The organism is Novipirellula sp. (genome assembly GCF_041583735.1).
In the GTDB taxonomy this organism is placed as follows: domain Bacteria; phylum Planctomycetota; class Planctomycetia; order Pirellulales; family Pirellulaceae; genus Novipirellula.
The window spans coordinates 1-17,890 of record NZ_JBFHFD010000097.1 but is presented as its reverse complement, the minus strand read 5'-3'; the positions used below and the strand labels follow the sequence as shown (position 1 = coordinate 17,890).

The window sequence follows — 17,890 nt, the reverse complement described above, 5'->3', positions numbered from 1 at the left end:
TCGCACTCCCCGCTTTGAACCGATGAAGGGGATGGGGGTATTGGTTTCGAATAACAATAGCGACAGCAACTCCGAGATTGGATCAATTTCCCAATCATGCCGCACGCTGTATATGCCGGTGGTTCGCGGTTATGTGCCGGCGTTATTAACCGCGTTGGACGCAGCCGATCCGGATTTGCTGGTCGGAAAACGTCCGACCACCAATGTGCCGGGTCAAGCATTGGTGTTGATCAATAGTCCTGAAATCAATCAATGGTCCGAGGCGACGGCGGAGCGAATCTGCAATGAACACCGTGATTTTCCGACGCGAATCGAAGCCGCCTATCGATGCTGTTTCCAGCGGATACCAACGGCAGAGGACCATCGATTGGCCACTGATTTTTTCGCCGGCGAAGAAGACTCCGCTTCACGATGGCATGCATTTGTTGCCGCGATGTTCGCCGCAACGGAATTCCGTTTACTCGATTAGCACTTACATTCGGTAACTCCTCTGGCCGCTGCGATTTGAAGCGGCCCCCCTGCAATCCATCCGACAAGCAACGCAAAAGGTTCGAACATGACGATCTCTCGAAGACGCTTCCATACCGCGGCGAGTATCGGACTGGGTTCGCTGGTAGTCACAGCACCATCGCTTGTTTCGTCATGCGGTGCCGCGGCAATCCAGACGCCTCATGTGCCACCACGAATCAAACGTGTGATTTTTTTATTCATGCATGGCGGACCGAGTCACATCGATACATTCGATTACAAACCGATGTTGGCCAAGCAGGATGGAAAGCCGCTGCCGTTTGCGTTGCCCGCCAACATCGACGCAGCGCCGACACTGATGAACGGCCCATGGAAATTCAAACGACGTGGCGAATCAGGACTTTGGGTCAGCGATTTGCTGCCACACATGGCGTCCGAAATCGACTCGATGTGCGTCATCCGCAGCATGCATACCAAGGGGCAATCGCATGGCCAAGCGGTCGGCATGATCAACACCGGCAGCGACAACCTGGTACGCCCGAGCGTGGGAGCGTGGATCAGTTACGCGTTAGGCAGCGGTCATCCCGACTTGCCGGCGCACGTAGCGATCTCGCCAGCGACGGCACATGGCGGACCGCGCAATTACGGCGCCGCGTTTCTGCCGGCGATGCACCAAGCGACCGTGATCGGACGCAACGGGCGGTTCGGCGACGGCAAGATCCCGTTCCTCGACAGCCGCGAAGACGAAGCGTCATTACGTGAACGATTCGATCTGATTCAAGCAATGAACCAGCGGCATTTGGCCCGCAGCGGCGTCGATCGTGAAATCGAAGGAGCGATCGAAGCGGTCGACTTGGCATCACGAATGCGAAACGCTGCACCCGAGGTGATAAATTTGAACAATGAGTCCGCGGCAACACAACGCGATTACGGGATCGGTGAAAAGACGACCGATTCGTTTGGTCGTGGATGCTTGTTGGCGCGTCGATTGGCCGAGGCGGGCGTGCGGTTCATCAGCGTTAGCAGCGGTCAAGTGTGGGACCAGCATGGTAACCTAAAAGACGGTCACAACAAAAACGCGGCGGCGACGGATCTTCCCGTTGCAGCGCTGATTCGCGACCTAAAACGCCGTGGTTTGTGGGACGAAACGCTTGTCGTGTGGGGTGGCGAGTTTGGCCGAACGCCGGTGGTGCAAGGCAAAAATGGACGCGACCATAACCCTCAAGGCTTTACGATGGTGTTGTCCGGCGGCGGCGTCAAAAGCGGGTTTGCCTATGGCGAAACGGATGATTTTGGCTATTACGCTCGCACCGATCGCGTTCACATGCACGACCTGCATGCCACCCTTTTGCACTTGCTCGGGATCGACCATACACGTTTGACGTACCCCTACGCGGGTCGCGATTTCCGCTTGACCGATGTTGCAGGCCGTGTCGTCGAGGACATTTTGGTGTAGTCAAGATTCATGAAAGGGACGCTACACCACGCATAACAGTGGATCAGCTTACCTTGGTCAATTTTTCGAGCGGCACGTAGTAGCGAACATAGCGACCGCCGTCACTGAACCGCTGTCCTTTCTGATTTTCGACCAAGACTGTTGCCCGCCGCGTGATGCGATTGACGCGTCCGAGCATGTTGTGTCCATCGTGTACAAAGCGAACTTGGTCTCCGACGCGAACGTCAAACTTGATCAATGCGCGTTCGCGTTGGGTGATCAGATCGTGCCGATAATCGCGATGATCAAAATAGCGGCTGGCAATCGATTGGAAGCGTTTTTCGTTACAATTCCCGCTGTTCCAAATCAGCATTTCGACCAAGTGTGTGAACTCGTGTTCGGCAATCCGCTGCATCGCTTCGAGTCGATTGCGACAAACGCGGCCTGTCACCTCGACGGGTCGATCCACGTCCTCGAACGTCTGGAACAGCAACGTGGAAGAGAGAATCAGTTCAAAATTCCGTTGCCGATTGATGCCGTGGGGATAATGAGTGACTAGTTTGCCGGCCACTCGCGTCATCCGTGACGAGAAACCAAACGACAATCCTTCGGCGCGGGCGGTTGGCAGAATTTTCCCAGCAAAGAACCGCTCGTCGTACATTTGGATCATTCGCACCAAGTCATCACGCCCGACTTTGGTGAAGTTCGGGCGGCTGATCAAACGGCTCAGTGAGAGCGTTTGGTCATAGATCTCGCGTTGCCAGGCGTGGATTTGAGTGGTGGTGAAGCGGCGCGAGGCGACTTCGTCAGCCAAACGCTGTAGCACTGCGGAATCACGCGGTGGGATCGGATGGATGCCGCCGACGGCAGCGGCCCCAACGGCAAAGGGGGCCGCAGCCCGCTCGCGAACCGGTTGGGCCGAGGGAGACTTTGGTTTTGCCGCCACCGACCCAGCCGATTGTTTGGGCTTGGCGGCATTTCGTGTCGCAGGGGCGGGGGACGACCTTGCCGCCGGCTTGCCTGAGGAGCGATGGCTTTGCTGCGAAGACTTTTTAGCCGGTTGATTCATCATTCACCAAAACAACGAGTTGATTTCAGACGTGAAATAGCTCAGTGAAACAGGTTTTGCCAGCTCAACTGTTCCCTTTTCACGTTTTTTCTCGCTCCGGAGCTTGAGAATTGTTTGACGCTTCGCCCCTGCGTCTGAGATAATAGAGCAAACCAACTCATCTCAGGCCACATCGATTTCAACGGTGTGCATCGCATCTCACGGGTAAATTGAATGATTCATCGCGCGACAACCTATATCGACTCGTCGCATCCGCACTCCCATGAACGCCTTGTCGCCTTGTTTTTGGCGATTTTGGTGGCGGCGATGGGCTACTTTGGGGTGCAAGTCCATGGGCAAGAAGCAAAGTTCGATACGATCCCCATGAACGATGCTTTCAAGAAAGAGTCGACAGTCAAGCGGATGGAACGCGCAGCCGGCTCTTTTGCCAGCCACCGTGGCGACATCAACGCATTCGCGGAAAAACGGGTGGCCGAGGTGTATTTCAGGACCTATCTGCCTGCCAAGATGACTCAGCCCGATGCGTTAGAGGAAGTCTCGCAAAGCGTTCAAGAGATGATGGGATACCTCAGCCGTGCGCAGCGAGGCGGGGCCCCAGCGGGGACCGAAATCTTGAAGTGGGTATATTTGGGGATGAAACCGATTGCGGAGGGTAATTACTCTCCGATTGCTCGTATCAACGCGACGCTGGTATTGGGCCGATTGGACATGAATCCCGCGGATCTGCTGAAGCAACAGCCCCCTGTGCCGCTGTCGTCCTCGCTTCCGATTCTGATCAACTTGTACGAGGACGAGAACAACGCCGAAGGGATTCGCGCGGCCGCTTTGCATGGAATTCGTCGCTATGTGACCTACGGTTTTTCTAGGCTCAACGATAATCAACGGACCAAGATCACCCAACTAATGACCGAGCTTCTCGACGCTCCGGCTCCGCCGAATCGCAGTGAACAAGCCCATGCGTTTCTACAGCGTTACGCGGTCGACATTCTCGATTATGCCCGCACGAGTGCGTCTCCGGACTTGGCAAAAAAGCTGGTCAGCATCAGTACGGATCAGAGCCGCCCCAACATGATCGCGGTCTATTCTGCTGCTCGTGCAGGAAAGATGAAGGAGTTAAAGGGCCAAGTCGCTTCGCCCAGCGACGTGCTTGAGAGCTGGTCGGCACGTGTTTGGTTAGCACTTCAAGACGAAGTCAAACGACTCAAATCGCTCGAACGCCCTCGGCAAGCTGCGATCCAACCCTCCACGCCTGATTCGCATCTGCGGCTCACCGACGAACCGCCCAAACCGAGCGGGGGACGAATGGGGATGGGAATGGACGGTATGGACGGAATGGAAGGATCGGACCGTGGAATGATGGCCTCAGGAGGCATGGAAAGCGACATGGGGATGGACATGAGCATGGATTCAAGCTACGGGATGGAAAGCGATATGGGCATGGAAATGATGGAAGGATACGGAATGGGAATGTCCATGGCGCCCGTTGCAATTCCGCAGAAACCCGAGGTGGTTGCATCCCGTAAACGACTGCTGCACATCATCCAACAATTGCACGTCGGTGCGAGCGGAGCCCCAAGCTTAGGCATCCCTAAAACGCCTGCTGGACTGCTAGCATCGGTCGACGCCAAAGACAAAGTGATTGTCGAAGAATGGCTGGCGGCCATGCAGGTCGTTGTCGAAGCCTTAAACGACCAATCCAAGTCGGATGAACCGCTGTTTATCGAAGGATTGACGGTACAAATCGACGTCTTGAAAGACATGGCTGGCCCTACCGCGATTGAAATCGAGCGAGCGAAAGCCAAAGAAATGGAGTTGGCCGGCATCGCAGTGGATGCCGACGCGACCGCGATCGATCCCCCACGGGACGCGGCGGAAAACATCGCAAAACCCGCCGCAATTGATGCGGCGGCAGTCGCTGCGCCGGCGCCCCCAGCGGCTCCGGCAGAGCCAGCTGCTGCTGCGGCAGAGCCAGCTGCTGCTGCGGACATGCTGCCATCGCTGGATGACCTGCAATAGCGGCTGCGGGTTCAGCAGGGCCCGAAAATGCAATCGCTCTCGAGCCATGCGGGGATTGCCAACGCTGCGTTATTTGCTGTGTTTATTAACGTGGGGCAACCGCAGCGACCGTCGGAACTCGAGAGCCATTTCTTGCACGTCTGGCGCGATCTCAACGCCACTTCGTTGGTTAGCGGTACGGCGAAGGCGTCCGGTAGCTGCGTGGAAAAACGTTCGATTTCGACCAGGCGGGCTGCGCCGCACCGCTACAAATGCCCCCGTTCAGTAACATACTAGACGGCGTTGGGCGCGAGCCGAACGATGATGGCGAGCAAAATCAGCAGTCTCGGAAGTTGGTGGAGAGGTGGCAGAAAAGAAAGCTGCCGCGTCCAAAAATCACCACGCCATCAAAGCTTGAGCGGTCCAGGCCCCTCGCCGCCCCGCTCCCCTCAACCCGCTCGTTTGAAGGAAAGCCGGATTGTTCAGCAGCCGGATTGTTCAGCACTGATCACGACTGAGCATTGGGTCGCGTTTACTGGCTAGCGATTGCACCATCGATAGCGATGGTGTCGCTGAAATCGTAGGGGTGGAACGATCGGCCGATCTGGGTCGCGAGCATGCCCAGATACAGTTTGCGAAAGCGAGATTCGGTGGTTTCGCTGGTGTATTGTCCTGCGGTGGTTGGATAGGTGTACTCGTCCAAATCACGACGATAAAGCACCTCGCCGGTGGCGACATCCATCACAACCACACTGGCGTCAGACCGACCGCGGTACAGCGTGGCTCCATCGCGAAGCCGCAGATTCCGCAGTTCGATCCCGATCACTTTGTCGGCTTTGACCCCTTTGCCGATCGCCGCAAAGTCAACTTTATCCCAACCGTTACTGTCTCGCCAATCGGCGATTTCATCTTCGCGGACCAGACGAACATCGGACAGCTCTCGCGTCAAAATCTCGCCGACATAACGGCTCAAAAGACGAGCCGAAATGTTATCGGAATACTCGCTATTGTCCGCGAGTGTAACGATGGCAAGCCGGCATTTTTGGAGTTTTTTCGCATCCTTGTAGTCCGCTGGGACTTTATCCGCACCGACGGCATGGATGAAGTTGGACATCAACCCCAAGCACCCGGTTTGCGTCACCAACAGCATCAAAAGCAGCAGCCCCAGACCGGAAACGGTGGCTGCAGAACGGGCGAATCTGGGTTTAGTCATTTTTAGCGAATCCTTTCGCATCACCGAACCGATGCCCCCGGCTACGCCAGGCAGGGCAAACAACGCGATTCATATTAAAGCAAACAGTGTCAAAATCAGTGCATACGCTTTTTCACCGACTTATCGCCACACCGATTTTTTAATTCTGAAACGATCGCTGGATTCTGCCAGCTCGACCGCCGATAGCAATCAGATCACTCATCCGCGTGCGGAGCGAGACAGAAAGTCATTGATTGAGCCGAAACAGCCAATCAAGCAGCGTGATCAAGGTGATTCCCAACGCGGCGATTCCCGCCGGTTTTTGATAACGCATGAGATCCAGATTGGGATTTACAAAGCACGCCGCCGACACCACTACGACGAAACAGGCCACAATCGCGAGTAAGAATCCGCCCACATTCACTTGGACACTTTGCCACCAATGCCCTTGGGTAAAGTGGGCCCAAGAGGTGGTCATCCCGCATGCCGGACAGCGAATTCCAAAGAGAATTCGGGACGAGCAAGGGGGAAGACCGAGCTGTTGATGCGTTCCAAGCCCCTGTTCACTCGGATGAAGTTGACTTGCTGTCATTAACAAGCAAAGCGGAACGATCCCGACCAACAGTGTAAATCCCCGTAATAGCCCACGTTTTACCAGCAAAACCAGCTCCAAGACTGCAGATCCACGCCAAGTAGCGTGTTAACTGAAAGAGAAAATGAAAAGAATTTTCACGAAACGTTCAACAGCCGTTGACGCAAAACGAAATCGCACGTAAATTCTCCGCCTTCCACCTGGGCGAATATCCGCTCCGGGACAAGAGTGTTCTAGCGTGCTTGGCTTAGCGAAACAACAGCCAGGCATGACGACAACAAAACAACATCCCTTACCCTATTTTTCGACGGACTTGCGATCGTGTCAGCCGGTGCTAGTGAGGTTATCCGAATTCGTATGGAAGCATACGATCACTCTGTGCTGGACATTAGCGCACAGGAAATCGTCGATACGGTAAAGCGTACACACAGCGAAGTACATGGACCGATTCCATTGCCGACTCGCATTGAGCGATACACGGTATTGTCGGGCCCTTTCGTAAACAAGAAATCTCGTCAACAATACGAGATCCGGACGCACAAGCGTCTCATTGACATTGTCCAGGCGACCGCCAAGACGATCGAAGCACTAAACAAATTAAGCCTTCCGGCCGGTGTTGATATCAAAATCAAGGCATCAGCACGCTAAAGCCGACTGGTCAATCGCCGAGCGGAACTGCCTGTTGTCCAAAACAAGGGCAGCTCTTCCGAAACCCTCTAGCGTTTCGTTGGTTGTTCCCCGGCAAAATTTGCACTCAGTTTTAAGAAGCAACGGTTTCCGAAATGAACGGAAGTCGAGTCGATAACCACAGCGTCTTGCCTCGCACTTAAGCTGCGACGCATCTCAGGCTTTGCAGGTTCGTCTCGACGATCTTGGGTTCCAAAACACGAACGACGGACGTCCCGCGGAATGACGGGGCGAGATGAAAGATATGTCACCATCAATTCTCGGCAGAAAGGTCGGGATGACTCAGGTCTTCCTGGAAGACGGCACGTCGGTACCGGTAACGGTTATCCAGGCGGGTCCTTGCCATGTCCTGCAACTTCGCAACGAAGAGCGTGACGGTTACCGAGCAGTTCAATTGGGATTCGAAGACAAGCCACGCCGCCTGGCGATCCGCAGTGAGCGGGGCCATGTCGCTAAGCTGGACAGCAAGCGAAGCAAGAGTCGCGCCGCCGCTGGCGTTGAAGCGACTGCCAAGGCTGGATGTGAGCCGCAACGATACATCCGCGAATTCCGAGGCGAAAGCGACCTCGAAGTTGGTGCAACCGTGACGGTTGACCAGTTCGCCGAAGTCAAAAAAGTCGACGTTACCGGCACCAGCAAAGGCCGCGGTTACTCGGGTGTCATGAAACGACACAACTTTGCAGGTCAACGAGCGTCGCACGGTGTCAAGAAGTGTCACCGTTACGCGGGTAGCACGGGCTGTTCCGCAGCACCGAGCCGCGTCTTCAAGGGCCTCGCAATGGCGGGTCAATACGGCAACACAAAGACGACTGTACGAAACCTGGAACTGGTCCGCATCGACGCCGAGAACAACTTGTTGCTCGTCCGTGGTGCTGTTCCTGGCCCTAATGGTGGTTTCGTTTCGGTCCGCCAAACTAACAAGGTGGGTTAAAGCATCCGATGGCATCTCTAACCATTTACAATGCTACCGGCAGCGAAGTCGGTCAGTACGATATCGATACCGAAACAATCGCCAACCGCGTCAACAAGCAGTTGTTGCACGATGTGGTTGTGATGTACCAGGCCAACAAACGCCAAGGTTCACACAACACTCGTACTCGCGGCCAAGTGAGCGGCACGACCAAGAAAATGTACCGCCAAAAGGGTACGGGCAACGCTCGTGCCGGCAGCAAGCGAACCAACGTTCGCCGCGGCGGTGGTGTTGCACGAACGGTCAAGCCTCGCGATTACAGCTACCGTCTGCCCAAAAAGGCAGTGCGATTGGCAACTCGCATGGCAATCCGCTCGAAGATTGACGACGGCGAAGTGCTGGTAATTGACAACCTGGGCTTCGAGAAGCCAAAAACCAAAGAAATGGCCACGATCTTGAAGGCACTGGGTCTTGAAGGCTCGAGCACTTTGGTTGCTACCGCCGACCAAGACATGGTTGTTTACAAGAGCGGCCGCAACATCCAAGGTGTGAGCGTCCACCCGGTTCGCGACCTAAATGCGTTGGAAATCTTGCGTCCCAAGCGGATGCTGGTGACCAAAGACGCGATGGACAAGATCAAAGACGGAACATTCGCTGGCACGCAAGCCAGTGCCGAGTAGAGCGAAAGCTCTTCCGCACGCGATCGATCCGATGGGAACAACAACGGATCGACCAGTCGCAACTGCAGAACAAACAACGTATTAGCCGAGCGAAGAAACCATGGCACACATCACACCACCCGCACCCACAAGTCCGATCGAGCTAGAACCTCACCAGGTTCTGCTACGCCCGCTCGTGACCGAAAAAGGGGTTCACCGGGCAAGCCGAAACAACCAATACGCATTCCAAATTCACCGCGACGCTACCAAGCTGGACGTGAAAAAGGCTGTCGAAACTCTCTTCAACGTTAAGGTTGAAAAGGTTCGCACGCAGACGCGGAAGGGCAAAACACGACGCTATCGTTTCCGAGCCGGCCGCACTGCGGACTGGAAGAAGGCGATTGTCAAGCTGGGCGAAGATCACCGCATCGACTTCTTCTAGCACACACCACGGCAGCATCATCGCTGCTGTATCGAACATAACTGACCACTGCAAACTGTTAACTGCTGACTGAATCATCATGGGAATCCGAGTCTACAAACCGACAAGTGCTGGACGCCGAAACGCGTCAGTAAGCGACTTTGCCGATTTGACTCCTGGTGCCAAGCCAGAGCGTAATTTGCTTCGACCGAAGCGAAAAACGGGCGGCCGCAACAACCAGGGGAAGATCACAGCACGTCACCGCGGTGGCGGTCACAAGCAAAAGTACCGCGTCATTGACTTTCGCCGTGCGAAAGATGGCATGCCTGCGGTCGTTGACTCGGTCCAATATGACCCCAATCGTTCGGCGCGTATCGCATTGCTGAAATACGCTGACGGCGAAAAGAGTTATGTTGTCGCACCTGCTGGCCTAAAAGCTGGCGACACTGTACACAATGGCCCTGAAGCCGCGCCCGTCGTTGGGAACTGCCTGCCTCTGAAGTTTATCCCACTGGGAACTTCGGTTTGCTGCATCGAATTGCGTGCCGGTCGCGGAGCAACGCTTTGCCGATCCGCGGGAACGCAAGCGACGCTGATGGCACGCGAAGCGGATTGGGCTCAAATTTCATTGCCAAGCGGTGAAATCCGTCGTATTCCAAGTGTTTGCCGAGCGACCATTGGTCAGGTTGGCAACAGTGACCACATGAACGTGCGACTTGGTAAAGCAGGTCGTTCACGATGGCTCGGACGTCGCCCGCATGTTCGCGGTACTGCGATGAACCCGATCGACCATCCGCACGGCGGTGGTGAAGGCCGAACCAAGGGTGGTCGTCACCCAGTAAGCCCTCAAGGCAAGAGTGCCAAGGGTGGAGCGACTCGCCAGAAACGCAAACCAAGCAACAGCTCGATCGTACGTCGACGCAAGAGTCGTCGTTATGGCCAGTTGAAGCTACACAAGTAAGACATTCACCAGGAACACTTTCCTCTGGGTTCAAAGCACTGTTGGTTTGAACCTGGCATTTTGAAATTGATTGATTTATGAGCCGCAGCAGCAAAAAAGGCCCGTTCGTCGACCCGAAGTTGTTCTTCAAGGTCCAAAAGCAACTCGAAGGTGCACGTGCCGAACCAATCAAGACTTGGGCTCGTGCTTGCACGATCGTGCCTGAGTTCGTGAACATCACGTTCATGGTTCACGATGGCCGCAAGCATGTGAAGGTGCTTGTTTCCGAAGACATGGTTGGACACAAGTTAGGCGAATTTGCTCCGACGCGAACCTTCAAGGGTCACGGCGGCAAGGGCGGCAAAAAGTAACACGTTGGTGTAACCGAACACGAGATAAGTTATGGCAAGTTTCACAGCACATTACCGGAACGCGAGAATCAGCGCACAGAAAGTGCGTCTTCTGGCGAACTTGGTCCGAGGCATGTACGCCGACGAAGCACTCGACACACTGAAGTTCCAACCCCAACGTGGGGCACGGATGCTTGAGAAGTGCATCAAAAGTGCAATCGGCAATGCACAAGATCCCGACCAGAACGACGGCCGCAGCCATCGGATCGAAGAATTGGTGCTGACAGACGTCCGCATCGACGGCGGTCCTATGCTCAAACGCATTCGGCCTCGTGCTCGCGGCACCGCGTTCATGATCAAGAAGCGAAGCAGCCACATTCACGTTGGCTTGACGCCGATTGACGAAGTTTAACCCGACCAAATTTGACGAATCGATTGCTTCGCCCAGCGACAGCAGCGGCGAAATCATACCAATCCCGTTAGAAAGAACACACGAGTCCTAAGTTATGGGTCAAAAAGTCAACCCGATTGCGTTTCGACTAGGCGTAACCCGCGGCTGGAATAGTCGTTGGTATGCGTCGAAGCAGGACTTTGCGGACCTGTTGGTGGAAGATCGCAAGTTGCGAGAATTCATCACCAAGCATCCCAAAAAGACACAATACAAGAACGCGGGGATCGATCGCATTGAGATCGAGCGAACGCGAGACGAAGTTCGAGTGATGTTGTACGTCGCACGACCAGGTTTGATCATTGGCAAGAAGGGTCAAGAAATTGAGATCCTGCAAGCTGAGCTGCAAAACTTGATCGGACGCCGGATCAACTTGAAGGTCGAAGAAGTCGGTCGCCCCGAGCTGCAAGCTCAATTGGTGGCCGAAGACATCGCACAACAGCTGGCCAAACGATCAAGTTTTCGTCGTACGATGAAGCGATCGCTTGAACAGACGATGGATGCCGGAGCCAAGGGGATCAAGATCCAATTGGCAGGCCGGCTTGGTGGAGCTGAAATGGCTCGCCGCGAGAAACAAATTGCGGGTTCGATTCCGTTGAGCACCCTGCAAGCAAAAATTGACTACGGAACGACTGAAGCGATGACGCCACAGGGGCACATCGGGATTCAGGTTTGGATTAATCAAGGTACTTACGGAGACGAATCCGATGGCGCTGATGCCCAAGCGGGTCAAGCATCGAAAAAGCCAAAGAGGTCGCATAAAAGGTAACGCGACGCGCGGCAACACAGTCGTCTTCGGTGACTACGGCATCCAATCGCTAGATGCGGGTTGGATCCGGGCCACGACGATTGAAGCCGGTCGTATCGCTGCCCAGCAATACGTCCGCGGCGAAGGAAAGCTTTACATCCGAATCTTCCCAACCAAGTCAGTGACCCGCACTCCGCTGGAGACTCGGATGGGTAAAGGTAAGGGAGAGCCAGACTTCTGGGCCGCGGTCGTGAAGCCGGGAACCATTTTATACGAACTCAGTGGTGTAACCGAACAACAAGCCAAGGTTTGTTTCGCTCGTTTGGCGAGCAAACTGCCGGTCAAAGTTCGGTTTGTCGAACGACGCACTGCTTAATGTGAGTCAGAGGCGGCGGCCAGATCGATGGTCGCCGCAAAGAGTTCGCTAACACCTAAGACATTTCAAAGCTATGACAAAGACAACCGAACTTCGCGAGATGAGCGACGATCAGCTGGAAGCAACAGCAAAAGAAGCGGGTGAGACCCTGTTTCGTTTGCGGTTCCAGTCGCAATCGGAACGCCTCAACACTCCTAGCGAAATCAGAAAAAACCGCCGCACGATCGCACGGATCAAAACGATCCAAACCGAACGTGCCAAGGCGAACACAACTAACTCCTAATTTCCCGTCTGCAAGCGGGTACTAAAGACCTATGCCAAAGCGCGTCGTTTCCGGAACCGTGACCAGCGACAAGATGAGCAAGACTCGTCGTGTCGAGATCAACCGTGTCGTCAAACACCCTAAGTACAAGAAGTATGTTCGCAGTCGGACGATTTGTTACGTCCACGACGAGAACAACGAATCGGGTGCTGGCGATCGTGTTGAGATCATCGAAGCCGAACCACTCAGCAAGCTGAAGCGATGGCGTTTAGTACGCGTGCTTGAAAAGAGCACAGACGTCGACTTGGCGGCACTACGTGCAGCTCGCAAGGCGTCGGCCGAAGCGGAAGCCATGGAAGCGACTCACGCAGGTGAGCCGGACAAGGCGTAATGCTTTGGGTTGGAGCGATCCCCAAAAGGATCCGCTTGAATTCAGGCAAGCGGCAACAATGCCGTTAAATCCCCATACAATTTTCGTTTAGTAGCGGAATGGCCTCGGGCCACGATAGATCATGATCCAACAAGAATCCCGTCTCGAAGTTGCCGACAACACCGGTGCTCGACAAGTGATGTGCATCAAAGTACTCGGAGGCACACGCCGCCGTTTCGCTGGTGTCGGTGATGTGATTATCTGCAGCGTCAAAAGCGTGATTCCTGGCAGCGAAGTCAAGAAAAAGGCGATTGTACGTGCGGTAATCGTTCGTACCAAAACGCCAACGCGTCGACCCGACGGCAGCTACATCAAATTCGACACCAATGCAGTCGTGTTGATTGACAAAGACAAGGCGCCTCGCGGAACACGTATTTTCGGTGCGGTGGCCCGCGAACTTCGCGATCGAAGCTTCATGAAGATTGTTAGTTTGGCAAACGAAGTGGTTTAACAAAGGGAAAGTCGCCAGATTCGGGGCTCAGAAGTCCTTCGGAGTCTTGGCTTTCTAGAAAACCACGGTAGATTAAGCAATCCAAATTTTTAACCCAGTACAGATTAGCCATGTTTTTCCGCGTTGATGATGAAGTCCAGGTGACGGCGGGTGCCGACAAAGGGCACAAAGGAAAGATCCTGAAGATCGATCGTAAAGAAAATAAGGTTGTTGTCGAAGGTGCTGGCCGAGTTTGGAAGCACGTTCGCCGCAGCCAGAAGAATCCACAAGGTGGGCGTCTAAACAAAGAGATGCCGATCTCGGCAAGCAACGTGATGTTGATTGACCCAACCACCGGCACCCCCACCCGTGTTGGCGTTCGCTACTTGGCAGACGGCAGCAAAGAGCGTTACGCCAAAAAGAGTGGTGCAGCGTTGGGCAAAGTGGCTCCCGCACGAGCACAATACGCTAGTAAGTAGTGTTCGTCGCACCGCAGATCGTTCGAAGTCGCCCTGTGCGGCGGCTTTAAAGCAAACAATACAACCGTTCAACACATTAGATGTAGCTGAGCCAAAATGGCTGATTCCAAACCACGAATGCAAGTTCGCTATGAAGAGACCGTACGCCAAGCGTTGGTCGAAAAACATAGCTACGCGAACCCACACCAAGTTCCACGAATCGAAAAGATCACGTTGAACATGGGTGTCGGAGCGGCAACCGGCGACAAGAAGGTGCTCGATTTGGCAATCGAAGCCATGACGGAGATCGCAGGCCAAAAGCCTGTGCTCACGCTGGCTCGCAAGTCCATCGCGGGGTTCCGTTTGCGTGAAGGCATGCCGATCGGATGCATGGTCACTTTGCGTCGCCAACGGATGTACGAATTTCTAGATCGTTTGATCTCGATCGTGTTGCCACGAGTTCGTGACTTTCGCGGAATCAACCGCAACGCGTTCGACGGCCGTGGAAACTACACGCTTGGTTTGAGCGAGCAGTTGGTGTTCTCGGAGTTGAACCCTGACAAGTTCACTCGTCCGCAAGGGATGAACATCACGATCGTTACTTCGGCACGTACGAACGACGAAGCCCGTGACCTATTGGCCGAGTTCGGAATGCCGTTCAAGGCCGAGAAGAAGAAATCGACAGACGCGGCCTAGAGTCACGCTTCGACGAGTTGGACCCAGCCGACCTAATATTACGAATCAAAACAAAGACCCTGAATTAATCAACGGAACCAGCGCCCGTGGCAAGTAAATCGAAAATCGCGAAGGCCGCCCGAAAGCCAAAATTTAGCACTCGACAAGAGAATCGCTGCAAATTTTGCGGCCGACCTCGATCGGTGTATCGCAAGTTTGGTTTGTGCAGAATCTGTTTTCGCGAAAACGCCAACATTGGGTTGATCCCAGGCGTTCGCAAGGCCAGTTGGTAATTCAAAGGGGAGAACACGAACTATGATGACAGACCCAATTGCCGACATGCTGACACGAATTCGCAACGCAGTACGCGTTGAGAAGCCGTATGTGGACATTCCTACGAGCCGCGTAAAGCGTGGTATCGCAGACGTCCTGAAACGCGAAGGATTCATCTGGGATTGGAAGGAAGTCGACGAAGAAAATCCTTCGCCAACCCTTCGCCTAGAACTGAAGTACGGCCCGAACGGTGAACGCGTGATCCAATCGATCAAGCGAATCAGCAAACCAGGTCGCCGGCTTTACAGCCACAGCAAAGAATTGCGTCCGGTACTCGGAGGGATGGGCATCAGCATCATCAGTTCCAGTAAAGGCGTAATCAGCGATCGTGAAGCTCGTCGCGACAAGGTCGGCGGCGAAGTGCTTTGCGAAGTATCCTAACATCGCATTCCGATACCCGCGTGATGCGATCATCCCGGGCCGGACGCGAAGTTAATCCAACCAACCATTTGTGCAGTCAAACGGTGTTGATCTCGTTGCAGACAATACCGCAGATAACGAAGACATAACCATGAGCCGTATCGGAAAAAAGCCGGTTGAAATCGTCAGTGGCGCGAAAGTAGCTGTTAACGGCAACGTCATCGAAGTAGAAGGCCCCAAGGGCAAGTTGACGTTCGAGCATCGCGACGAAGTGACCGTGACCGTAAACGAAGACGCAAAAGAAGTGGTTGTCACCCGTGACAACGACGAGCGGACTTCTCGCGAATTGCACGGATTAACCCGGGCAATCGTCAGGAACATGATCGAGGGCGTGACCAAAGGTTACGAAAAGAAACTCGAGATTGTCGGCGTCGGTTATCTGGCTGCAATCAAAGGCGATGTGCTGCAGTTGCGAGTCGGTTACGCGAACGAACTGCAGCGTAAGATCCCCAGCGATCTGCAAGTAACCTGCCCTGACCAAACGCATATCGTTGTCCAGGGTTGTGACAAGCAAAGCGTCGGCCAATTTGCTGCCGAAGTGCGAGCATGCCGTACACCGGAACCTTACAAGGGCAAGGGTGTGCGATACCAAGGCGAGTACGTCAAGATCAAGCCTGGTAAGTCGGCTACGAAGTAGTCAAACGGCGTCAAACATAAAACTAGGCATAGAGCTAGCGAATAGAACGATGGACAAGAACAAGAAGCTTCAAAAGAAACGTTTACGTCGACGTCATCACGTCCGCAACAAATTGCGTGGCAGTGCTGACCACCCCCGACTTTGCGTTCAACGATCACTCAAGCATTTCAGTTGCCAATTGGTCGACGACGAAGCAGGTAAGACAATTGTCAGTGCGAGCACCCGCGACAAAACCGTTCGCGATAGTGTCAGCAATGGCGGAAACAGTGATGCCGCTGCGATGATCGGCAAATTGATTGCCGAACGCGCTACGTCGGCCGGCGTTACAGCGGTCAAACTCGATCGCGGTCACAACAAGTACCACGGACGTGTGAAAGCATTTGCTGCTGCCGCTCGTGAAGCTGGACTGCAGTTCTAAAGTTTGATCTGAGTAGATAAAGAATCATTTCCTGAGGACAGAACGATTAGTAACGGACCACGAAACAAGCGTAATTCGGGCGAAGAGAATCATCTCGGTGATTTGCTGGATCGCGTCGTCAAGATCAAGCGTTGTGCTGCCGTTGTTAAAGGTGGTCGACGTTTCAGTTTTGCGGCGATGGTTGTTGTCGGCGACGGCAAAGGCAAAGTCGGCTGGGGCTACGGCAAAGCCAACGAAGTTCCACCGAGCGTCCAAAAAGCACAAAAACAAGCTAGTAACAGCTTGATCGAAGTTCCGCTTGTCGAAGGAAGTATCCCTCATCAAGTTTGGGGCCAATTCGGTGCGGCGAAGGTGTTGTTGATCCCCGCCGGAGCAGGTACCGGTATCATCGCGGGTCAAGCCGTGCGTGCGGTTTGCGAAGCCTCGGGCATCCACGATATTTTGACAAAGTCGTACGGAACCAATAATCCAGTCACCTTGGTCAAAGCGACCATCGATGCACTTTCCAAGCTACGTACTCGCGAGCAAATCGCTGCTCTGCGAGGCGTGGAACTCGACGAATTGACCGTATAAAACGGTCTCACAAATCGCCGACTATCTAGACAACGATCACCATAAGAAATTGATTCAGATTTCGTCATGAACCTTAACGACGTGCACCGCGGGATAACCAAGCACCGCAACCGAAAACGAATTGGTCGTGGACCTGGTAGCGGTACCGGCAAAACATCCGGCCGTGGCCACAAGGGACACAAGAGCCGCAGCGGTTATAGCCGTAAGCCTAACTTCCAGGGCGGTGCAATGCCAATGTTCCGTCGCATTCCAAAGCGTGGTTTCAACAACCGCTTTGCGACGTCGGTATTCGCTGTCAATGTCGGCCGCTTGAACGAGGCGTTCGAAGATGGTGCGGAAGTCACGCTGAAGTTGTTGGCTGAAAAGGACCTTGCCAAGGGCACCTTTGACGAAGTCAAGATCCTCGGTGACGGCGAATTGACCAAGAAATTAACGGTCTCGGCTCACCGCTTCAGTAAATCGGCCGAAGAGAAGATCACCGCTGCCGGTGGTACGATTAACAAGTTGGTTGCCAAGCGTGCTCCGGAAGAACGCGTCGCGGACTTGAAGAAGCAAGCGGCCGCGAAAGCGTAACCTGTTGCCAGGAACCGTAATTAGAAACTAGAGAAAAAGGGTGGATGCGTGCATTCACCCTTTTTTTCATGGACGACCACTCACTTCCCTATCGCTCGAAATCCGCATAAACGGTAGACTCCGCCGATAGTGGTTTGTGAACCGCGTTTCGTTCACACCGTGGGGTGGCCTTTTTGTGAAAAGGTTGCCATTAGGATTTAGGCAGGCTTGTATGCAAAGACCTGTCCCACACTCTGAGATTGCCTAGACGTATGTTTGAGAAACTACGAATCATTTTTTCGATTCCTGAGCTTCGCAAGAAGGTTCTGCTGACGATTGGTCTGTTGGCGGTGTATCGAATCGGGTTCCACATTCCATTGCCGATGATCGCGACCAATATGGGCGATGCGGC

At 54.2% G+C, this 17,890-nt stretch carries 26 protein-coding genes; 23 read left to right on the top strand and 3 right to left on the bottom strand.

Features of this window, described 5'->3' with window-relative positions; genetic code table 11:
• Both ABX962_RS10015 and ABX962_RS10010 read left to right on the top strand, forming a co-directional pair.
• The coding region (locus ABX962_RS10015; protein WP_372718961.1) for a DUF1553 domain-containing protein at nucleotides 1-469 on the top strand (469 nt) is incomplete at its 5' end.
• 87 nt (nucleotides 470-556) lie between these two features.
• Nucleotides 557-1,924, top strand: coding sequence for a DUF1501 domain-containing protein (locus tag ABX962_RS10010; RefSeq protein WP_372718959.1), 1,368 nt, complete (start codon nucleotides 557-559; stop codon nucleotides 1,922-1,924).
• A 43-nt stretch (nucleotides 1,925-1,967) separates the two neighbouring features.
• Here the strand turns inward: ABX962_RS10010 and ABX962_RS10005 are convergent, their stop codons facing one another.
• The gene (locus ABX962_RS10005; protein WP_372718958.1) at nucleotides 1,968-2,975 is read right to left on the bottom strand and encodes a hypothetical protein; all 1,008 of its coding nucleotides are present in this window, start codon (nucleotides 2,973-2,975) and stop codon (nucleotides 1,968-1,970) included.
• Between the two features lie 210 nt (nucleotides 2,976-3,185).
• On the opposite strand from ABX962_RS10005, the gene ABX962_RS10000 reads away from it, so the two are divergent.
• Nucleotides 3,186-4,988, top strand: coding sequence for a hypothetical protein (locus tag ABX962_RS10000; RefSeq protein WP_372718956.1), 1,803 nt, complete (start codon nucleotides 3,186-3,188; stop codon nucleotides 4,986-4,988).
• Nucleotides 4,989-5,499: 511 nt separating this feature from the next.
• On the opposite strand, the gene ABX962_RS09995 is transcribed toward ABX962_RS10000, so the two are convergent.
• Nucleotides 5,500-6,180, bottom strand: a complete 681-nt coding sequence (locus ABX962_RS09995; RefSeq protein ID WP_372718954.1) for a hypothetical protein — start codon at nucleotides 6,178-6,180, stop codon at nucleotides 5,500-5,502.
• A gap of 226 nt (nucleotides 6,181-6,406) precedes the next feature.
• The gene (locus ABX962_RS09990) at nucleotides 6,407-6,751 is read right to left on the bottom strand and encodes a DUF2752 domain-containing protein (protein ID WP_372718964.1); all 345 of its coding nucleotides are present in this window, start codon (nucleotides 6,749-6,751) and stop codon (nucleotides 6,407-6,409) included.
• 321 nt (nucleotides 6,752-7,072) lie between these two features.
• Here ABX962_RS09990 and rpsJ point away from each other — a divergent pair, with 321 nt between their 5' ends.
• The 20 genes from rpsJ to rplO all read left to right on the top strand — a co-directional run bounded on the left by rpsJ (nucleotide 7,073) and on the right by rplO (nucleotide 17,499).
• Entirely contained in the window at nucleotides 7,073-7,399 is a 327-nt protein-coding gene (rpsJ, locus tag ABX962_RS09985) for a 30S ribosomal protein S10 (protein WP_081614220.1), read from the top strand.
• A 316-nt stretch (nucleotides 7,400-7,715) separates the two neighbouring features.
• Nucleotides 7,716-8,369, top strand: a complete 654-nt coding sequence (gene rplC, locus ABX962_RS09980) for a 50S ribosomal protein L3 (RefSeq protein WP_345327090.1) — start codon at nucleotides 7,716-7,718, stop codon at nucleotides 8,367-8,369.
• A gap of 8 nt (nucleotides 8,370-8,377) precedes the next feature.
• Nucleotides 8,378-9,028 carry a 50S ribosomal protein L4 gene (rplD, locus tag ABX962_RS09975; RefSeq protein ID WP_339937206.1) on the top strand — a complete coding sequence of 217 codons (651 nt, stop codon included), beginning with the start codon at nucleotides 8,378-8,380 and terminating at the stop codon, nucleotides 9,026-9,028.
• A 100-nt stretch (nucleotides 9,029-9,128) separates the two neighbouring features.
• Nucleotides 9,129-9,449 (top strand): 50S ribosomal protein L23, encoded by a 321-nt coding sequence (rplW, locus tag ABX962_RS09970; RefSeq protein WP_339937208.1) that lies wholly within the window; start codon nucleotides 9,129-9,131, stop codon nucleotides 9,447-9,449.
• A 79-nt stretch (nucleotides 9,450-9,528) separates the two neighbouring features.
• Nucleotides 9,529-10,389: a 50S ribosomal protein L2 gene (gene rplB, locus ABX962_RS09965; protein ID WP_008699431.1), complete on the top strand. Its 861-nt coding sequence runs from the start codon at nucleotides 9,529-9,531 to the stop codon at nucleotides 10,387-10,389.
• A 77-nt stretch (nucleotides 10,390-10,466) separates the two neighbouring features.
• On the top strand, nucleotides 10,467-10,739 hold the full coding sequence (gene rpsS / locus ABX962_RS09960) for a 30S ribosomal protein S19 (RefSeq protein WP_339937211.1): 273 nt from the start codon (nucleotides 10,467-10,469) through the stop codon (nucleotides 10,737-10,739).
• A gap of 31 nt (nucleotides 10,740-10,770) precedes the next feature.
• Nucleotides 10,771-11,130: a 50S ribosomal protein L22 gene (rplV, locus tag ABX962_RS09955; protein ID WP_339937214.1), complete on the top strand. Its 360-nt coding sequence runs from the start codon at nucleotides 10,771-10,773 to the stop codon at nucleotides 11,128-11,130.
• A 94-nt stretch (nucleotides 11,131-11,224) separates the two neighbouring features.
• Nucleotides 11,225-11,935 (top strand): 30S ribosomal protein S3, encoded by a 711-nt coding sequence (rpsC, locus tag ABX962_RS09950; protein WP_339937216.1) that lies wholly within the window; start codon nucleotides 11,225-11,227, stop codon nucleotides 11,933-11,935.
• Nucleotides 11,874-12,290, top strand: coding sequence for a 50S ribosomal protein L16 (gene rplP, locus ABX962_RS09945; RefSeq protein WP_372718950.1), 417 nt, complete (start codon nucleotides 11,874-11,876; stop codon nucleotides 12,288-12,290). Before rpsC ends, rplP begins: the two co-directional genes overlap by 62 nt.
• Before the next feature lie 73 nt (nucleotides 12,291-12,363).
• Complete coding sequence (gene rpmC, locus ABX962_RS09940) at nucleotides 12,364-12,573, top strand: 50S ribosomal protein L29 (protein ID WP_372718948.1); 210 nt, start codon at nucleotides 12,364-12,366, stop codon at nucleotides 12,571-12,573.
• Nucleotides 12,574-12,604: 31 nt separating this feature from the next.
• On the top strand, nucleotides 12,605-12,943 hold the full coding sequence (gene rpsQ, locus ABX962_RS09935; RefSeq protein ID WP_372718946.1) for a 30S ribosomal protein S17: 339 nt from the start codon (nucleotides 12,605-12,607) through the stop codon (nucleotides 12,941-12,943).
• A gap of 121 nt (nucleotides 12,944-13,064) precedes the next feature.
• A complete protein-coding gene (gene rplN / locus ABX962_RS09930) occupies nucleotides 13,065-13,433 on the top strand; it encodes a 50S ribosomal protein L14 (protein ID WP_339937223.1) in 369 nt (122 codons plus the stop codon).
• A 110-nt stretch (nucleotides 13,434-13,543) separates the two neighbouring features.
• On the top strand, nucleotides 13,544-13,891 hold the full coding sequence (rplX, locus tag ABX962_RS09925) for a 50S ribosomal protein L24 (protein ID WP_339937225.1): 348 nt from the start codon (nucleotides 13,544-13,546) through the stop codon (nucleotides 13,889-13,891).
• Nucleotides 13,892-13,987: 96 nt separating this feature from the next.
• Nucleotides 13,988-14,566 (top strand): 50S ribosomal protein L5, encoded by a 579-nt coding sequence (gene rplE, locus ABX962_RS09920; protein ID WP_372718944.1) that lies wholly within the window; start codon nucleotides 13,988-13,990, stop codon nucleotides 14,564-14,566.
• Nucleotides 14,567-14,652: 86 nt separating this feature from the next.
• Nucleotides 14,653-14,838, top strand: coding sequence for a type Z 30S ribosomal protein S14 (locus tag ABX962_RS09915; protein ID WP_081614327.1), 186 nt, complete (start codon nucleotides 14,653-14,655; stop codon nucleotides 14,836-14,838).
• Between the two features lie 22 nt (nucleotides 14,839-14,860).
• Nucleotides 14,861-15,259: a 30S ribosomal protein S8 gene (rpsH, locus tag ABX962_RS09910; RefSeq protein WP_008703506.1), complete on the top strand. Its 399-nt coding sequence runs from the start codon at nucleotides 14,861-14,863 to the stop codon at nucleotides 15,257-15,259.
• A gap of 130 nt (nucleotides 15,260-15,389) precedes the next feature.
• Nucleotides 15,390-15,935, top strand: a complete 546-nt coding sequence (gene rplF / locus ABX962_RS09905; RefSeq protein ID WP_372718941.1) for a 50S ribosomal protein L6 — start codon at nucleotides 15,390-15,392, stop codon at nucleotides 15,933-15,935.
• A 49-nt stretch (nucleotides 15,936-15,984) separates the two neighbouring features.
• On the top strand, nucleotides 15,985-16,353 hold the full coding sequence (gene rplR / locus ABX962_RS09900) for a 50S ribosomal protein L18 (RefSeq protein ID WP_339937239.1): 369 nt from the start codon (nucleotides 15,985-15,987) through the stop codon (nucleotides 16,351-16,353).
• 45 nt (nucleotides 16,354-16,398) lie between these two features.
• Entirely contained in the window at nucleotides 16,399-16,926 is a 528-nt protein-coding gene (gene rpsE, locus ABX962_RS09895; RefSeq protein ID WP_339937644.1) for a 30S ribosomal protein S5, read from the top strand.
• Nucleotides 16,927-16,992: 66 nt separating this feature from the next.
• The gene (gene rplO, locus ABX962_RS09890) at nucleotides 16,993-17,499 is read left to right on the top strand and encodes a 50S ribosomal protein L15 (RefSeq protein WP_339937240.1); all 507 of its coding nucleotides are present in this window, start codon (nucleotides 16,993-16,995) and stop codon (nucleotides 17,497-17,499) included.
• Nucleotides 17,500-17,890 lie beyond the last annotated feature (391 nt).

What these genes read in the sequence shown, in the direction of transcription:
- ABX962_RS10010 (WP_372718959.1), top strand. Translation starts at nt 557, where the DNA reads ATGACGATCTCTCGAAGACGCTTCCATACCGCGGCGAGTATCGGACTG.
- ABX962_RS10005 (WP_372718958.1), bottom strand. Translation starts at nt 2,975, where the DNA reads ATGATGAATCAACCGGCTAAAAAGTCTTCGCAGCAAAGCCATCGCTCC.
- ABX962_RS10000 (WP_372718956.1), top strand. Translation starts at nt 3,186, where the DNA reads ATGATTCATCGCGCGACAACCTATATCGACTCGTCGCATCCGCACTCC.
- ABX962_RS09995 (WP_372718954.1), bottom strand. Translation starts at nt 6,180, where the DNA reads ATGACTAAACCCAGATTCGCCCGTTCTGCAGCCACCGTTTCCGGTCTG.
- ABX962_RS09990 (WP_372718964.1), bottom strand. Translation starts at nt 6,751, where the DNA reads ATGACAGCAAGTCAACTTCATCCGAGTGAACAGGGGCTTGGAACGCAT.
- rplC (WP_345327090.1), top strand. Translation starts at nt 7,716, where the DNA reads ATGACTCAGGTCTTCCTGGAAGACGGCACGTCGGTACCGGTAACGGTT.
- rplD (WP_339937206.1), top strand. Translation starts at nt 8,378, where the DNA reads ATGGCATCTCTAACCATTTACAATGCTACCGGCAGCGAAGTCGGTCAG.
- rplW (WP_339937208.1), top strand. Translation starts at nt 9,129, where the DNA reads ATGGCACACATCACACCACCCGCACCCACAAGTCCGATCGAGCTAGAA.
- rplB (WP_008699431.1), top strand. Translation starts at nt 9,529, where the DNA reads ATGGGAATCCGAGTCTACAAACCGACAAGTGCTGGACGCCGAAACGCG.
- rpsS (WP_339937211.1), top strand. Translation starts at nt 10,467, where the DNA reads ATGAGCCGCAGCAGCAAAAAAGGCCCGTTCGTCGACCCGAAGTTGTTC.
- rplV (WP_339937214.1), top strand. Translation starts at nt 10,771, where the DNA reads ATGGCAAGTTTCACAGCACATTACCGGAACGCGAGAATCAGCGCACAG.
- rpsC (WP_339937216.1), top strand. Translation starts at nt 11,225, where the DNA reads ATGGGTCAAAAAGTCAACCCGATTGCGTTTCGACTAGGCGTAACCCGC.
- rplP (WP_372718950.1), top strand. Translation starts at nt 11,874, where the DNA reads ATGGCGCTGATGCCCAAGCGGGTCAAGCATCGAAAAAGCCAAAGAGGT.
- rpmC (WP_372718948.1), top strand. Translation starts at nt 12,364, where the DNA reads ATGACAAAGACAACCGAACTTCGCGAGATGAGCGACGATCAGCTGGAA.
- rpsQ (WP_372718946.1), top strand. Translation starts at nt 12,605, where the DNA reads ATGCCAAAGCGCGTCGTTTCCGGAACCGTGACCAGCGACAAGATGAGC.
- rplN (WP_339937223.1), top strand. Translation starts at nt 13,065, where the DNA reads ATGATCCAACAAGAATCCCGTCTCGAAGTTGCCGACAACACCGGTGCT.
- rplX (WP_339937225.1), top strand. Translation starts at nt 13,544, where the DNA reads ATGTTTTTCCGCGTTGATGATGAAGTCCAGGTGACGGCGGGTGCCGAC.
- rplE (WP_372718944.1), top strand. Translation starts at nt 13,988, where the DNA reads ATGGCTGATTCCAAACCACGAATGCAAGTTCGCTATGAAGAGACCGTA.
- rpsH (WP_008703506.1), top strand. Translation starts at nt 14,861, where the DNA reads ATGATGACAGACCCAATTGCCGACATGCTGACACGAATTCGCAACGCA.
- rplF (WP_372718941.1), top strand. Translation starts at nt 15,390, where the DNA reads ATGAGCCGTATCGGAAAAAAGCCGGTTGAAATCGTCAGTGGCGCGAAA.
- rplR (WP_339937239.1), top strand. Translation starts at nt 15,985, where the DNA reads ATGGACAAGAACAAGAAGCTTCAAAAGAAACGTTTACGTCGACGTCAT.
- rplO (WP_339937240.1), top strand. Translation starts at nt 16,993, where the DNA reads ATGAACCTTAACGACGTGCACCGCGGGATAACCAAGCACCGCAACCGA.